14 protein-coding genes are annotated in these 15,735 nt (G+C 70.6%); 13 read left to right on the top strand and 1 reads right to left on the bottom strand.

Going from position 1 to position 15,735, the window contains the following annotated elements; genetic code table 11:
• Window positions 1–3 precede the first annotated feature (3 nt).
• The 8 genes from ftsW to OHV05_RS07735 all read left to right on the top strand — a co-directional run bounded on the left by ftsW (window position 4) and on the right by OHV05_RS07735 (window position 8,284).
• A complete protein-coding gene (ftsW, locus tag OHV05_RS07770; RefSeq protein ID WP_405016991.1) occupies window positions 4–1,377 on the top strand; it encodes a putative lipid II flippase FtsW in 1,374 nt (457 codons plus the stop codon).
• A 6-nt stretch (window positions 1,378–1,383) separates the two neighbouring features.
• Window positions 1,384–2,490 carry an undecaprenyldiphospho-muramoylpentapeptide beta-N-acetylglucosaminyltransferase gene (gene murG / locus OHV05_RS07765; protein WP_403038359.1) on the top strand — a complete coding sequence of 369 codons (1,107 nt, stop codon included), beginning with the start codon at window positions 1,384–1,386 and terminating at the stop codon, window positions 2,488–2,490.
• Window positions 2,483–3,265 (top strand): cell division protein FtsQ/DivIB, encoded by a 783-nt coding sequence (locus OHV05_RS07760; RefSeq protein ID WP_405016990.1) that lies wholly within the window; start codon window positions 2,483–2,485, stop codon window positions 3,263–3,265. The genes murG and OHV05_RS07760 overlap by 8 nt, the downstream gene beginning before the upstream one ends.
• A 386-nt stretch (window positions 3,266–3,651) precedes the next feature.
• Window positions 3,652–4,839 carry a cell division protein FtsZ gene (gene ftsZ, locus OHV05_RS07755; RefSeq protein ID WP_405016989.1) on the top strand — a complete coding sequence of 396 codons (1,188 nt, stop codon included), beginning with the start codon at window positions 3,652–3,654 and terminating at the stop codon, window positions 4,837–4,839.
• A 168-nt stretch (window positions 4,840–5,007) separates the two neighbouring features.
• Entirely contained in the window at window positions 5,008–5,751 is a 744-nt protein-coding gene (locus OHV05_RS07750) for a YggS family pyridoxal phosphate-dependent enzyme (RefSeq protein ID WP_405021410.1), read from the top strand.
• Window positions 5,752–5,946: 195 nt separating this feature from the next.
• Window positions 5,947–6,555: a cell division protein SepF gene (locus OHV05_RS07745; protein WP_057233070.1), complete on the top strand. Its 609-nt coding sequence runs from the start codon at window positions 5,947–5,949 to the stop codon at window positions 6,553–6,555.
• Between the two features lie 87 nt (window positions 6,556–6,642).
• Complete coding sequence (locus OHV05_RS07740) at window positions 6,643–6,933, top strand: YggT family protein (RefSeq protein ID WP_057233071.1); 291 nt, start codon at window positions 6,643–6,645, stop codon at window positions 6,931–6,933.
• A gap of 49 nt (window positions 6,934–6,982) precedes the next feature.
• A complete protein-coding gene (locus tag OHV05_RS07735; RefSeq protein ID WP_405016988.1) occupies window positions 6,983–8,284 on the top strand; it encodes a DivIVA domain-containing protein in 1,302 nt (433 codons plus the stop codon).
• Between the two features lie 212 nt (window positions 8,285–8,496).
• Here OHV05_RS07735 and ileS read toward each other — a convergent pair whose 3' ends face one another.
• A complete protein-coding gene (ileS, locus tag OHV05_RS07730) occupies window positions 8,497–11,625 on the bottom strand; it encodes an isoleucine--tRNA ligase (protein ID WP_405016987.1) in 3,129 nt (1,042 codons plus the stop codon).
• 580 nt (window positions 11,626–12,205) lie between these two features.
• On the opposite strand from ileS, the gene OHV05_RS07725 reads away from it, so the two are divergent.
• The 5 genes from OHV05_RS07725 to OHV05_RS07705 all read left to right on the top strand — a co-directional run bounded on the left by OHV05_RS07725 (window position 12,206) and on the right by OHV05_RS07705 (window position 15,700).
• Window positions 12,206–12,709 (top strand): TraR/DksA family transcriptional regulator, encoded by a 504-nt coding sequence (locus OHV05_RS07725; RefSeq protein ID WP_405016986.1) that lies wholly within the window; start codon window positions 12,206–12,208, stop codon window positions 12,707–12,709.
• A gap of 151 nt (window positions 12,710–12,860) precedes the next feature.
• Window positions 12,861–13,463 (top strand): signal peptidase II, encoded by a 603-nt coding sequence (lspA, locus tag OHV05_RS07720; RefSeq protein WP_405016985.1) that lies wholly within the window; start codon window positions 12,861–12,863, stop codon window positions 13,461–13,463.
• A gap of 70 nt (window positions 13,464–13,533) precedes the next feature.
• On the top strand, window positions 13,534–14,472 hold the full coding sequence (locus OHV05_RS07715) for an RluA family pseudouridine synthase (protein ID WP_405016984.1): 939 nt from the start codon (window positions 13,534–13,536) through the stop codon (window positions 14,470–14,472).
• Window positions 14,472–14,927 (top strand): GNAT family N-acetyltransferase, encoded by a 456-nt coding sequence (locus OHV05_RS07710; protein WP_405016983.1) that lies wholly within the window; start codon window positions 14,472–14,474, stop codon window positions 14,925–14,927. Before OHV05_RS07715 ends, OHV05_RS07710 begins: the two co-directional genes overlap by 1 nt.
• Window positions 14,928–15,139: 212 nt before the next feature.
• Window positions 15,140–15,700, top strand: coding sequence for a GNAT family N-acetyltransferase (locus OHV05_RS07705; RefSeq protein WP_403038332.1), 561 nt, complete (start codon window positions 15,140–15,142; stop codon window positions 15,698–15,700).
• Window positions 15,701–15,735: the final 35 nt, after the last annotated feature.

Genomic DNA, 15,735 nt, shown 5'->3' with positions numbered 1-15,735 from the left:
GTGATGGCCGGTCAGGGAACGGCTGGGCCGGAGCGCAGCTCCTCCAAGTTCCAGGTGATCTCGGCGAGTACCGCCACCTTCAAGGCGGCCGACCCGGTCACCCGGCTGCGGGCGTTCCGGGCCAGGGTCCGGTACCTGCTGGACCGTCCGCTGACGCCCTACTACCTGATCCTGGGCTCGGTGCTGCTGCTGCTGGTGCTGGGCCTCGGCATGGTGTTCTCCTCCTCGCAGATCCTGGCCAAGCGCTGGGACCTGCCGATGACCTTCTTCTTCCGCAAGCAGCTGATCGCCGTGCTGCTCGGGCTCGGGCTGATGGTGGTGTTCGCCCGGACGCCGCTGAAGCTGATGCGGGCGATGGTCTACCCGGTGCTGTTCGGGGTGCTGGGCGCCCTGGTGCTGGTCGCCATCCCCGGCATCGGCACCAACGTCGGCGGCAACCAGAACTGGCTGGACCTGGGCTCGTTCCAGATCCAGCCCTCCGAGTTCGCCAAGCTGGCGCTGGTGTTCTGGGCGGCCGACCTGCTGGCCAGGAAGCAGAGGACCAGGACCCTGGACCAGTGGAAGCACCTGCTGGTGCCGCTGGTGCCCGGCACCCTGCTGCTGGTCCTGCTGATCATGATCGGTGGCGACATGGGCACCACGATGATCCTGATCGCGATGCTGTTCGGCCTGCTCTGGCTGGTCGGCGCCCCGCTCCGGCTGTTCGCCGCCACCCTGGGCATCGCGGTGGTGGCCTGTACGGCGCTGATCATCACGGTGCCGCACCGGCTGGACCGGCTGGCCTGCATCGGCGTCACCAAATCGGACCCGAACGTCAACTGCTACCAGGCCCTGCACGGCCTCTACGCCTTCGCGGCGGGCGGCCCGTTCGGCTCCGGCCTCGGCGCGGGGGTCGAGAAGTGGGGCCAACTTCCGGAGGCGCACACCGACTTCATCTTCGCCGCACTGGGCGAGGAACTCGGTCTGGTGGGGACGCTGTCGGTACTCGGCCTCTTCGCGGCACTAGGCTACGCGGGTATCCGTGTGGCCGGCAGTACGAAGGACCCCTTCGTCAGGTACGCCGCGGGGGCAGCCACCACCTGGATCATGGCGCAGGCCATGGTCAACCTGGGGTCGGCGCTGGGACTTCTGCCGATCGCGGGCGTCCCGCTCCCGCTGTTCTCCTACGGGGGGTCGGCGATGCTGTCGGCCATGTCCGCCGTCGGGGTGCTGCTGTGCTTCGCACGCAGCTCACCGGGGGCGAAGGCGGCCCTGGCCGCCCGGCCCCTACGACTGAAAAGATGGGCCAACAGCCGGTTCGGATCTGTCCTGACCCGGGTGCTGCCACGACGAACCACAGCGCGCCAGGCTGCGAAGCCGAAGCGCAGGGAGCGGTGAATTTCGGTGCATGTCGTACTCGCAGGCGGCGGAACCGCCGGGCACATCGAGCCGGCCATGGCGCTCGCGGACGCGCTCCGCAGGCACGACCCGTCGATCGGGATCACCGCCCTCGGTACCGAGCGGGGTCTGGAGACCCGGCTGGTGCCCGAGCGCGGCTACCAGCTGGAGCTGATCCCGGCCGTACCGCTGCCGCGCAAGCCCACCCCGGAGCTGATCACGGTGCCGGGCCGGCTGCGCGGCACCGTCCGGGCCGCCCAGGAGATCATCGAGCGGGTCAAGGCGGACGCGGTGGTCGGCTTCGGCGGCTACGTCGCGATGCCCGCCTACCTGGCCGCCAAGCGCGCCGGGGTGCCGATCGTGGTGCACGAGGCGAACGCCCGGCCCGGTCTGGCCAACAAGATCGGCGCCCGGTACAGCGACTTCGTCGCGGTCTCCACGCCCGACTCCAAGCTGCGTGACTCCCGGTACATCGGCATCCCGCTGCGCCGGACCATCGCCACCCTGGACCGGAACGCGGTCCGCCCGGAGGCCCGGCACTACTTCGGGCTCGACCAGCGGCTGCCCACCCTGCTGGTCTCCGGCGGCTCGCAGGGCGCCCGCCGGCTGAACGAGGTCGTGCAGGCCATCGCGCCCCGGCTCCAGCAGTACGGCGTGCAGATCCTGCACGCGGTCGGGCCGAAGAACGAGCTGCCGGTGATCGACGACATCCCCGGCATGCCGCCGTACCGCGCGGTGCCGTACGTGGACCGGATGGACCTCGCGTACGCCGCCGCCGACCTGATGCTCTGCCGGGCCGGCGCCATGACGGTGGCCGAGCTGGCCGCGGTCGGCCTGCCGGCCGCCTTCGTGCCGCTGCCGATCGGCAACGGCGAGCAGCGGCTGAACGCCCAGCCGATGGTCAAGGCGGGCGGCGGCCTGCTGGTCGACGACGCCGAGCTGACCACGGACTGGGTGCTGCAGAACGTCCTGCCGGTGCTCACCAACCCGCAGAAGCTCTGGGACATGAGCCGGGCCGCCGCCGAGTTCGGCCGCCGGGACGCCGACGACCTGCTGGTCGGGATGGTGTACGAGGCGATCGAGGCGGCCAGAGGTGGTCGCCGCCGTGGCTGAGACGCCGGTCCTCGACGATCCCCTGGAGGACGAGGAGGAGGCCGAGGAGCGGTTCGCGCCCCGGCTCCGCCTCTCCCGGCGGGGGATCGTGGTGCTGAGCGCGCTCGGGGCACTGTTCCTGGGCGCGCTCGGCTGGCTGGTGTTCTTCTCCTCGGTGCTGGACGTCCGGGTGGTCGCCGTGCAGGGGCTGACCGGTGACAAGTTGACGGCCCACCAGGTCCGCGAGGTGCTGGGCGGCGGGCAGCACGGCCCGCTGGCCCGGGTCGACCTGGCCGAGGCCGAGCGCCGGGTGGCGGCGCTGCCCCGGGTGGCCAAGGTCGAGGTCTGGCGGGGCTGGCCGCACACCCTGCGGATCAAGGTGGTGGAGCGGCGCGCGGTGGCGGCCGTCAAGACCGAGGACGGGAAGTTCACCCAGGTGGATTCGACCGGCTTCGGGTTCGCCACCGAGGACGCCCCGCCGGCCGGGGTCCCGGTGGTGGAGCTGGCGCTCAGTCAGCAGGCGAACGACGCGCTGGCGGTGTTCGGCAAGCCGGAGCTGGTGCGGGCCGCCGTGACGGTGGCGGCGGGGCTCCCGCCGGAGGTGGCCAAGCTGGCCGGCGCGGTCGTGGTGCACAGCTACGACGACATCCAACTGCAGCTCGCCGACGGTGCGGTGGTGCGCTGGGGGAGTGCGGAGCGGACTCCGCGCAAGGCGCTGGTGCTGGCCGCGCTGCTGCCGCGGAAGTCGAAGATCTACGACGTGAGCGCGCCCGATGCGCCCGGTATCGGCGGATGATGGCCCGGCGTGTCGGGAAGATCCGGTAAGTTCTCCTCCCGAGGGCGGTGTTGACGGAGCAGCGGCTCCGCCCCGACTCTTGGTGGTCACCCCGGTTTCACCAGGTGATGGATGATCACATAGGCTCAAAAGAAAAACGGGAAGCTCGGCGTGTTCGTTGAACGCAGATGAGTTGCCACCTAGTGTCCTGTGTCACCAGGCTGTGTCCCACGGTGATGTGACGCAGGCACAGCCACAACCCTAAAGGTCAAGTTTAGGGTTCGGGTCGGTGGTCGGAATTTCGGACATACAGTCAGGAAATACCCGGGCTCCCCACCCATCGACATCCGTCGGCCCTCACAAACAGGAGAAGCCGACCCGGAATCTCGAGGCGAGAGGCCTTCGACGTGGCAGCACCGCAGAACTACCTCGCAGTCATCAAGGTCGTCGGTATCGGCGGCGGTGGTGTGAACGCCATCAACCGGATGATCGAGGTCGGTCTCAAGGGCGTCGAGTTCATCGCGATCAACACCGATGCGCAGGCCCTCCTGATGAGCGACGCCGACGTCAAGCTCGACGTGGGCCGTGAACTCACCCGGGGCCTCGGCGCCGGAGCCAACCCCGAGGTCGGCCGGAAGGCCGCCGAGGACCACCGCGAGGAGATCGAGGAGGTCCTCAAGGGGGCCGACATGGTCTTCGTGACGGCCGGCGAGGGCGGCGGCACCGGTACCGGTGGCGCCCCCGTGGTGGCGAACATCGCCCGCTCGCTCGGCGCGCTCACCATCGGCGTGGTGACCCGGCCGTTCACCTTCGAGGGCCGCCGCCGGGCGAACCAGGCCGAGGACGGCATCGCCGGCCTGCGCGAGGAGGTCGACACCCTCATCGTGATCCCGAACGACCGGCTGCTCTCCATCTCCGACCGCCAGGTCAGCGTGCTGGACGCGTTCCGCTCGGCCGACCAGGTGCTGCTCTCCGGCGTGCAGGGCATCACCGATCTGATCACCACCCCCGGTCTGATCAACCTCGACTTCGCCGACGTCAAGTCGGTCATGTCGGACGCCGGTTCGGCCCTGATGGGGATCGGCTCCGCGCGCGGCGAGGACCGGGCCAAGGCGGCGGCCATCATGGCCATCTCCTCCCCGCTGCTGGAGGCGTCCATCGACGGCGCCCGCGGCGTGCTGCTCTCCATCTCCGGCGGCTCCGACCTCGGTCTGTTCGAGATCAACGAGTCGGCCCAGCTGGTCAGCGAGGCGGCGCACCCCGAGGCGAACATCATCTTCGGCGCGGTGATCGACGACGCGCTCGGCGACGAGGTCCGGGTCACCGTGATCGCGGCCGGGTTCGACGGCGGTCAGCCGCCCGCGATCGTCCGTGACCCGGTGGTCAAGTCCACCCCGGCCACCGGCACCTCGACCCCGGAGCGCCCGGCGGGCCGCCCGTCCTACGGCAGCATCGGTTCGGTGACGGACCGTCCGAAGGACGAGCAGGGCACCACCACCACGGCCCCGCCGGTTCCCCCGCAGGTGCAGCCCGCCCGGCAGCCGCTGCTGGAGAACCCGGCCGAGGAGCTCGACGTGCCGGACTTCCTGAAGTAAGCCCGACGGCACCGATGCCCACCGTGCCCCCGTCCTCCCGGACGGGGAACACACGGTGGGCATCGTGCGGTCCGGGGTGCGATCATCTGCTGTGTTTCTCGGGGGCGAGCCGTGTATGGGGCGACTGTGACTGACGTGTACGGACCGGAGCCGGGTGGCCCGGAGTTCCTGGCCGGGCTGACCGAGGGTCAGCGGGCCAGGTACGAGGAGCTGGGCGCCAACCTCGACGTGGTGGAGCGCCGGATCGCGGACGCCTGTGCGGCGGCCGGACGGGCCAGGAGCGAGGTCAGGCTGGTGGTGGTCACCAAGACCTACCCGGCCGAGGACACCGCCCTGCTGGCCGCGCTGGGCGTCACCGACGTGGCGGAGAACCGCGACCAGGACGCGGCCCCGAAGGCCGAGCTCTGCCGTGAACTGCCGCTGGACTGGCACTTCGTGGGCCAACTGCAGACCAACAAGGTCCGCTCGGTGGTCCGGTACGCCAACCACGTGCACTCGGTGGACCGGCTGCGGCTGGTGACCTCGCTGGCTGCCGCGGTGGCCAACGCGGAGCGCCCGCCGCTGGGTTGCCTGGTCCAGGTGGCACTGGACAAGGAGGCCGGCCAGGGCGGGGGCCGGGCCGGGGCGAGCCCCGACGAGGTCGCCGAACTGGCCGACGCGATCGCCGACACGCCCGGGCTGCGACTGTCCGGTGTGATGACCGTCGCTCCGCTGGCCGGCCCGCTGGCGGGGGACCCGGCGAAGGCCTTCGAGCGACTGGCGGAAATCGCAACTGCCCTACGGTCGAGCCATCCTGCTGCCACGATGGTCTCGGCGGGCATGAGCGGTGACCTGGAGCAGGCGGTGGCCGCCGGAGCGACACATCTGCGCGTCGGTACGGCGGTGCTCGGAGTGCGGTCGACGCTCCGGTAACGTCACCGGGTAGTAGATCAGACTGCAGGACAAAACAGGACAGAACCTAGCAGCTGGCTACAGCGCTAGTGAACCGTGGATCGATCGCAAACCCGCAGCCACTCCCACTCTATGACGGAGCGTCGGGTGGTGTGCGGAATCCCGCAGGCGAAGGCCGCCGGTGACGATCCACCACAGAGCGGAGGAGACAGGAGCATGGCCGGCGCAATGCGCAAGATGGCGGTCTACCTCGGCCTCGTGGAGGACGAGACGTACGACGGCCAGGGTTACGACCCCGACGACGACTACGACACGGACCCCGAGCCGATCCGAACCGGACGGACCGAGGGCCTGGAGCGCCCCGCCGCGGCACCCGCCGCTCCGGCGCCGGTCGCGCACATCGCGCCTCAGCCCGTCCCGGCCGCCGTGCCGATCCGGCAGGAGCAGCCGCGGATGGCCCCAGTGTCGTCCATCACACCCGACCGCCGCCAAAACCTGGAGAAGAGCACCCCGGTGATCATGCCCAAGGTCGTCAACGAACGAGAGCCGTACCGCATCACCACGCTGCACCCGAGGACCTACAACGAGGCCCGTACCATCGGGGAACAGTTCCGTGGCGGCACCCCGGTGATCATGAATTTGACCGAGATGGACGACACGGATGCGAAGCGGCTCGTAGACTTCGCCGCTGGACTCGTCTTCGGTCTGCACGGCAGTATCGAGCGAGTGACACAGAAGGTGTTCCTGCTGTCTCCTGCTAACGTCGATGTAACGGCGGAGGACAAGGCTCGGATCGCCGAGGGTGGGTTCTTCAACCAGAGCTGACCCGACCACGACTTCTCGGTGGATCTCGTGGCAGTGGTACGTGACTGACGGATCGTCCGGAATGCCGGATTTGAACAGGGAGACGCGATGGGGATCGTGCGGGGAGTGCTCTTCTATGCGCTGAGTGCTTTCCTGTTGGTCCTGCTCTTCCGTCTTGTCATGGACTGGGTCTTCCAGTTCGCCCGCTCGTGGCGTCCTGGGAAGGCCATGGTCGTGGTCCTGGAGGCCACGTACACTGTCACCGATCCGCCGCTCAAGCTTCTTCGGCGATTCATCCCGCCGTTGCGTTTCGGGGGCGTGGCGCTCGACCTGTCCTTCTTCGTACTGATGATCATTGTGTTTGTCCTGAGATCGCTCGTGCTGACTCTGCCGTCTTGAGCGCTGCGACAGGATGCCGGTGTGCCGACGATCACGTTGAGGTGAAGAGATGTCACTGTCCCCCGAGGACGTTCGGAACAAGCAGTTCACGACCGTCCGGCTGCGTGAAGGCTATGACGAGGACGAGGTCGATGCCTTCCTCGACGAGGTCGAGGCCGAGCTGACCCGACTGCTCCGCGAGAACGAGGACCTGCGGGCCAAGCTCGCCGCGGCCACTCGTGCCGCCGCGCAGAACCAGGCCAACATGCGCAAGGAGCAGCAGCCGCAGGACGGCCGCCAGGGAGCTCCGGTCCCCGCCGCCATATCCGGCCCGCCGGTTCCCGGCCAGGGTCAGATGCAGCAGGGCCCCGGCCAGCAACAGCAGATGCAGCAGATGGGCAACCAGCCGCTGGGCCTGCCCTCCGGTGCGCCGCAGCTGCCGTCCGGTCAGGGTGGCCCGATGGGCCAGCCCAACCAGCAGCAGATGCAGCCGATGGGCCAGCAGCAGATGCAGCAGCCGATGGGTCAGCAGCAGATGGGCCAGACCATGGGCGGCCAGCAGCAGCTGGTGCAGCCGATGGGCGGCCAGATGCTGCAGCCGATGGGTCAGCAGCAGATGGGCCAGACCATGGGTGGCCAGCAGCTGCAGCCGATGGGCGGCCCGATGGGCCAGCAGCTCGGCGGCCCGATGGGTGCCCCGATGCAGCAGCAGAGCCCCGGTGGCGACAGTGCCGCCCGGGTGCTCGCGCTCGCCCAGCAGACCGCCGACCAGGCGATCTCCGAGGCCCGTTCCGAGGCCAACAAGATCGTCGGCGAGGCGCGCAGCCGGGCCGAGGGCCTGGAGCGGGACGCCCGTGCCAAGGCGGACGCCCTGGAGCGGGACGCGCAGGAGAAGCACCGGGTCGCGATGGGCTCGCTGGAGTCCGCCCGCGCCACCCTGGAGCGCAAGGTCGAGGACCTGCGCGCCTTCGAGCGCGAGTACCGTACCCGTCTGAAGTCCTACCTGGAGACCCAGCTGCGCCAGCTGGAGTCGCAGGCGGACGACTCGCTCGCCCCGCCGCGGATCCCGGCCACCGCCTCGCTGCCGCCGGCCGGTGCCTCGGCAATGAGCGGTCAGCCGTCCTTCGGCGGCCAGTCCTCCTTCACCGGTGCGGGCCAGCCGTCCTTCGGCGGTCAGTCCTCCTTCGGTGGCGGCAACGGTCAGCCCTCCTTCGGCGGCCAGCCGAACGGTGCCCCCAGCGGCGCCGCACAGATGGCCCCCGCCGGGATGACCCAGCCGATGGCGGCCGTCCGGCCGCAGCCTCCGCAGCCGATGCAGCAGGCGCCCGCTCCGATGCGCGGCTTCCTGATCGACGAGGACGGCGACAACTAAAGCGGTAACCATCGAGGGCGCCCCCGCCGTGACGAATCGTCACCGTGGGGGCGCCCTCGTTTCTGCAGGTGCTCCGGTTCTACGGTCAGGGGCTCGGGGAACTGCGACGCCGGCCTCATCGAGGGTGATCCGTACGTAGCTGGGCAGGCACCTTGCAGTGATACCCGCCAGCCACGAACCGTCGCTGTTCCCCGAGCCCCTGACGGGGCTCGTTATGCCTTGCGGAGCTGGAAGCTCAGGCCGAGCCCTTCGTCGCTGAAGGTCTCTGAGGTCCACTCCGCCGCGCCCGCGAGGAAGTCGGTGGCGAGCACCTCGTCCGCGACCAGCTGGCCGTGCTCGGCGATCGCCTCGGCGGTCTCCTCGTTCGCGGCCCGCCACCGCAGCACGATCCGGTCGGCGACGTCGAGGCCGGAGTTCTTCCGGGCCTCCTGGATCTGCCGGATGGCGTCCCGGGCGATGCCGAGCCGCTTGAGCTCCGGGGTGATGTGCAGGTCCAGCGCCACGGTGGCGCCGGCCTCGTTGGCGACCGCCCAGCCCTCGCGCGGGGTCTCGGTGATGATCACCTCGTCCGGGGTGAGCTCCACGGTCTCGCCGTTCAGCTCGACCGCCGCGGTGCCGGAGGCCCGCAGCGAGGCGGCCAGCGCGGCGGCGTCCGCGGCGGCGACCACCTTGGCGACGTCCTGCACGCCCTTGCCGAAGCGCTTGCCGAGCGCCCGGAAGTTCGCCTTGGCCGAGGTGTCGACCAGCGAACCGCCGACCTCCGCCAGCGACTCGAGCACCGAGACGTTCAGCTCCTCGGCGATCTGCGCCCGCAGGTCACCGGGCAGCTCGTCCCAGCCCTGGGCCGCGATCAGTGCCCGGGACAGCGGCTGACGGGTCTTCACGCCCGACTCGGCCCGGGTCGCCCGGCCGAGCTCGACCAGCCGCCGGACCAGCGCCATGTTCCGGGACAGCTCGGTGTCGATCAGCGCCTCGTCGGCGACCGGCCAGCCGGCCAGGTGCACCGAGACCGGCGCGTCCGGGACCACCGGGACCACCAGGTCCTGCCAGACCCGCTCGCTGATGAACGGGGTGAGCGGGGCCATCAGCCGGGTCACCGTCTCCAGCGCCTCGTGCAGGGTGGCCAGCGCGGCCCCGTCGCCCTGCCAGAAGCGGCGGCGCCCGCGCCGGACGTACCAGTTGGAGAGGTCGTCGACGAAGCCGGAGAGCAGCTTGCCGGCCCGGTGGGTGTCGTACGCCTCCAGCGCCGCGTCCACGTCCCGGACCAGGGTGTTCAGCTCTGAGAGCACCCACTTGTCCAGCTGCGGGCGGTCGGCCGGGGCCGGGTCGGAGGCGGACGGGGACCAGTCGGCGGTGCGGGCGTACAGGGCCTGGAAGGCCACCGTGTTCCAGTAGGTCAGCAGCGTCTTGCGGACCACCTCCTGGATCGCCCCGTGCCCGACCCGGCGGGCCGACCACGGCGAGCCGCTCGCGGCCATGAACCAGCGCACCGCGTCGGCGCCGTGCTGGTCCATCAGCGGGATCGGGTCGAGGGTGTTGCCCAGGTGCTTGGACATCTTCCGGCCGTCCTCGGCCAGGATGTGGCCGAGGCAGACCACGTTCTCGTACGAGTTCTTGTCGAACACCAGGGTGCCGACCGCCATCAGCGTGTAGAACCAACCGCGGGTCTGGTCGATCGCCTCGGAGATGAACTGGGCCGGGTAGCGGCTCTCGAACAGCTCCTTGTTCTGGTACGGGTAGCCGTACTGCGCGAACGGCATCGAGCCCGAGTCGTACCAGGCGTCGATCACCTCGGGCACCCGGGTCGCGGTGGCCGAGCAGGTCGGGCAGGCGAAGGTGACGTCGTCGATGAACGGGCGGTGCGGGTCCAGCGCGCTCTGGTCGGTGCCGGTCAGCTCGGAGAGCCGGGCCAGCGAGCCGACGCAGGTGAGGTGGTCGTCCTCGCAGCGCCAGATCGGCAGCGGGGTGCCCCAGTAGCGGTTCCGGGACAGCGCCCAGTCGATGTTGTTGTTCAGCCAGTCACCGAAGCGGCCGTGCTTGACGTTCTCGGGGAACCAGTTGGTGGCCTCGTTCTCCCGGATCAGCGCATCCTTGACGGCGGTGGTGCGGATGTACCAGGACGGCTGCGCGTAGTAGAGCAGCGCGGTGTGGCAGCGCCAGCAGTGCGGGTAGCTGTGCTCGTACGGGAGGTGACGGAACAGCAGGTCACGGGCCGCCAGGTCGGCCACCAGCGCCTCGTCGGCCTTCTTGAAGAACTGCCCGCCGACCAGCGGGACGTCGGCCGCGAAGGTGCCGTCCGCCTCGACCGGGTTGACCACCGGCAGGCCGTACCTGCGGCAGGTGGCGAGGTCGTCCGCGCCGAAGGCGGGGGACTGGTGGACGATGCCGGTGCCGTCCTCGGTGGTCACGTACTCGGCGTTCAGGACGTAGTGCGCGTCCGGGATCTCCACCAGGTCGAACGGGCGCCGGTAGGCCCAGCGCTCCATCTCGGCGCCGGTGAACGACTCGCCGGTGGCCGCCCAGCCCTCGCCGAGCGCCTTGGCCAGCAGCGGCTCGGCCACCACCAGCTGCTCGGTGCCGTCGGTGGCCACCACGTAGGTGACGTCCGGGTGCACGGCGGCGGCGGTGTTGGAGACCAGCGTCCACGGGGTGGTGGTCCACACCAGCAGCGCTGCCCGGCCGGCCAGCGGGCCCGAGGTGAGCGGGAAGCGGACGAAGACCGAGGGGTCGACCACGGTCTCGTAGCCCTGGGCCAACTCGTGGTCGGACAGGCCGGTGCCGCAGCGCGGGCACCAGGGGGCCACCCGGTGGTCCTGGACCAGCAGGCCCTTGTCGAAGATCTGCTGGAGCGACCACCAGACCGACTCGATGTAGGACGGGTCCATGGTGCGGTAGGCCTGGTCGAGGTCGACCCAGTAGCCCATCCGCGTGGTGAGCTCGGTGAACGCGTCGGTGTGCCGGGTCACCGAGTCGCGGCACTTGGCGTTGAACTCGGCGATGCCGTACTTCTCGATGTCCTGCTTGCCGGAGAAGCCGAGCTCCTTCTCGACGGCCAGCTCGACCGGCAGGCCGTGGCAGTCCCAGCCGGCCTTGCGGGCGACGTGGTAGCCCTTCATGGTCCGGTAGCGCGGGAAGACGTCCTTGAAGACCCGGGCCTCGATGTGGTGCGCGCCGGGCATGCCGTTCGCGGTTGGCGGGCCCTCGTAGAACACCCACTCGGGGCGGCCCTCGGACTGCTCCAGGCTGCGCTGGAAGATCTTGTTGTCCTGCCAGAAGGACAGGATCTGGTGCTCCAGGACCGGCAGGTCCACCTGGGCGGGTACGGAGTTGTACGTGGTCATCGCGGGGTCTACCTCCGACGGATGCGTGGACAGCGTTCCGACGGAGGGACGAGACGGCAGGCCGTCCCGCGGTACCACCCTCCTTGGCCGCGGATGGGGACTGCGGCCCTCTTGTTTGGGCTTGCTACCGGGTCTAATGGGCCGTCAAGCCGTTCTTCCGGTGGCTCCGGGGTGATCTTCCCGCCGCGCACACCCCCGGGCTCGCACCATCCCCGGGTCGCTCCTGGCTGCGTACGTCGGTACTCGTCCCATCAGCGCCTTGCAGGCTCAGTGTATCGGGCCCGGCAACTCCTTATGCGCGCCCACGCGCGTGGTTAGCGGATGACGATCTGGGCACAACACGGTCAGCACTCGGGCGGGCGGCTGCTCGGGTGGGAACCCAGGGCCTTATCGGTATGTCCCATTGTGGGTGGATTCGATGGGGATTATCGTTCCGGCACCGGAGGCCGCCGGGAACCGGCGGTTCGTTTCGTTCGTAGATGAGGTCGAAGCCATGGCTGAGAAGGCAAGTGGTGCTACCGCCACTACCGCCACCAAGCGGACGCGGAAGGCCGTGGCAGGCGACTCAGGGGAGGGGACCGTGAGTACTACACGGCGGAAGACCAGCACCAGCACCGGACGGGTGGCCGCGACCAGCCGCAAGCATGCCCCGGCGGGGAGCGGGGCGCGCGGCGCCGAGTCGGTGGACCCGGCGGAGCTGCCGGTCCGCGCCGGCGAGGAGCCCTGGACGTCGGCCGAGGTGGCCGAGCTGCACCAGGAGCTGAACGACGACGCCGACCGGCTGCGCAGCGAGATCGCCGCCGCCGAGCAGGCGCTGAACGGCCTGATGCGGGACTCCAACGACGGCGCGGGCGACGACCAGGTCGACGCCGGCACCAAGAACATCAGCCGGGAGAGCGAGCTCGCGCTCGCCAACAACGCCCGGGACAGCCTGGCCCAGACCGAGCGGGCGCTGGCCCGGCTTGAGGGCGTCGGCTTCGGGCTCTGCGAGTCCTGCGGGCAGGCGGTCGGCAAGGCCAGGCTGCAGGCCTTCCCGCGGGCCACCCTGTGCGTCACCTGCAAGGCCAAGCAGGAGCGCAGGTAACGAGTCGGCCACGGGGGTCGGGCGGTACCGTACGCTCGACCCCAGTACTCGTTCACTCTCGGCAGCGGAGCGGATCATCAGCACTCCAGGCTCTCCCCAGACCCAGGACGACTCCGTCCAGCCCGCATCCGTCGAGCTCGCGGAGGACGCGGTGAGCACTTCCGAGGAGTCTCCGGGCGAGGAGCCTTCGGGCGGGGCGGCCGAGCCGGCCCGCACGGCGGCGGAGTCGGCCGCCCGGGAGGCGCTGCGGCGGCGCCGGATCGCCCTGCTGCTCGGGGTCGCGCTGCTCGCCTACCTGATCGACCTGGGCAGCAAGCTGCTGGTGGTGGCCCGACTGGAGGGGCACCAGCCGATCGAGGTGGTCGGCGACGTGATGACCTTCCAGGTGATCAGGAACGCGGGGGCCGCCTTCGGGATGGGCCAGGCGATGACGGTGGTCTTCACCGCGATCGCCGCCTCGGTGATCGTGGTGATCTGGCGGATCGCCCGCAAGCTCTACAGCCTGCCCTGGGCGATCGCGCTCGGGCTGCTGCTCGGCGGCGCGCTGGGCAACCTGACCGACCGGCTGTTCCGCTCGCCCGAGGTGTTCCGCGGGCACGTGGTGGACTTCATCTCGGTCCAGCACTTCGCGGTCTTCAACCTGGCCGACTCGGCCATCGTCTGCGGCGGCATCCTGGTGGTCCTGCTGTCCTTCCGGGGCAGCAACCCGGACGGCACCGTGCACCAGGTGACCAAGGAAGACAAGAGCGCGTAGCGGCGGGTCCGCGCCCGGCGCGCAGGCCGTGCGGTCCGGCGGTGGCGCCGGGTCCGGCATACTCGTACGGGTGAGTACCGCAGCGCAGACCCGCAGCCTCCCCGTTCCCGACGGCCTGGAGGGTGAGCGCCTCGACGCCGCCCTGGCCCGGATGTTCGGCTTCTCCCGGACCAAGGCCGCCGAGCTGGCCGCCGACGGGAAGGTCACCATCGACGGTGTGACGGCCGGCAAGTCGGACCGCGTCATGGCCGGCGCCTGGCTGGAGGTCGAGATCCCGGCCCCCGCCGCCCCCCTCCGGGTGGTCGCCGAGCACGTCGAGGGCATGCGGATCGTCCACGACGACGAGCACATCGTGCTGGTCGACAAGCCGGTCGGCGTCGCCGCCCACCCCAGCCCCGGCTGGACCGGACCGACCGTGATCGGCGGCCTCGCCGCAGCGGGCTACCGGATCTCCACCTCCGGCGCGGCCGAGCGCCAGGGCGTCGTGCACCGGCTGGACGTCGGCACCTCCGGTCTGATGGTGGTGGCCAAGTCCGAGCGCGCGTACACCGACCTCAAGCGCCAGTTCCACGACCGGATCGTGGAGAAGAAGTACAACACCCTGGTCCAGGGCCACCCCGATCCGATGAGCGGCACCGTGGACGCGCCGATCGGCCGCCACCCCAGCTCGGACTGGAAGTGGGCCGTCACCAAGGACGGCAAGCACTCGATCACGCACTACGACCTGATCGAGGCCTACCGGGCCGCCTCGCTGCTCGACATCAAGCTGGAGACCGGCCGCACCCACCAGATCCGGGTGCACATGTCGGCCCTGCGGCACCCCTGCGTCGGCGACATCACCTACGGTGCCGACCCGACGCTCTCCAAGCGGCTCGGCCTGACCCGGCAGTGGCTGCACGCGGTCTCGCTCGGCTTCGAGCACCCCGGCGACGGCGAGTGGGTGCAGTTCGACAGCGAGTACCCCGAGGACCTGCGCCGGGCGCTCGACATCATCTCCTCGGAGAGCTGATGGCGGCCGAACTGCGGATCGCCGCCGGGGACGTCGACCTGGCGCTGGTCCGGCTGATCCGGCACGAGGTCTTCGTGATCGAGCAGAACGTCCCGGCGGAGCTGGAGTACGACGAGTACGACGCCACCTCGGTGCACGTGCTGGCCCTCGCGGACGGCATGGCGGTCGGCACCGGCCGGCTGATCCACGGCACCGAGGCGCTCGGGAAGACCGGCGTCGCCGGGCGGGTGCTGCTCGGCCGGCTCGCGGTCCGCAAGGCCGCCCGGGGCACCGGGCTCGGCGCCGAGCTGGTCCGGGCGCTGGAGCAGGCCGGGCGCGAGCACGGCGGCACCGAGCTGGAGCTGCACGCGCAGGTGCAGGCGCTGGGCTTCTACGAGCGCCTCGGCTACGTCGCCGAGGGCCCGGTCTACGACGACGCAGGCATCCCGCACCGGACCATGACGCGGAAGCTCTGACGCACCGACACCTCGGACGGAACACCGGGACCGGGCGGCCTTCGGGCCGCCCGGTCCCTTTTTCTGCCCTTCCTGCTCCCTCTCCGGTGTACGCAGGGGCAGTGTTTCCGCAGAACCCCCGCAGGCGGCCCTCGTGGCTTGAGCGGCGGAGGTTTGAAATGTTTCGATGACGGCTCACACGCGCGATGAGGGCTGGGGGTCAGGTGCGCCGGTTGAGTTCGTCGGGCACCGTTCCGGCTCTGCTGGACGGTCGGGTGGAGCTGCGCCGCCCGACCGTCGAGGACGCGGACACCCTGCTGGCCGGCTCGCGCGACCCGCTGGTGCGGGAGTTCATGCAGGGCGTCCTGGCGCACCCGGACCGGGAGTCGGCGGTGCGCTGGATCACCGAGGTCGCCCCCGCGCTGTGGGCCGCCGACCGGGCCGCGTACTTCGCGGTGCTGGACGGCCCCGGGCCCGCCGTCGGCTGGGCCGAGCTCACCGACCTGCGGCCGGAGGAGGGTGCGGCCGAGGTCGCCGTCTGGCTGCTGCCCGCCGCCCGCAGTCTCCGGGTGGCCTCCTGTGCGCTCCGGCTGGTCTGCCGGTTCGGCTTCGAGCAGCTGGAGCTGGAACGGATCGACGCCTACGCGGCGGCGGACAACATGCCCGTCCAGGTGGTCGGAGCCTTCATCGGCTTCCGCCGGGCCGGCTTCCGCCCGCAGCTCTTCCGCAGCTCCTCCACCCAGACGCTGCACGACGCCGTGTACGCCACCGTGGTGCCCGGCGAGCTCTGCTGACCACCCACCGGCCCGACTGGCGGGCCCCTTCCGCT

The organism is Kitasatospora sp. NBC_00070 (assembly GCF_045041205.1).
Taxonomy (GTDB): Bacteria; Actinomycetota; Actinomycetes; order Streptomycetales; family Streptomycetaceae; genus Kitasatospora.
The sequence above is the reverse complement of the archived record's forward strand: the minus strand, read 5'-3'. Positions and strand labels throughout refer to the sequence as shown.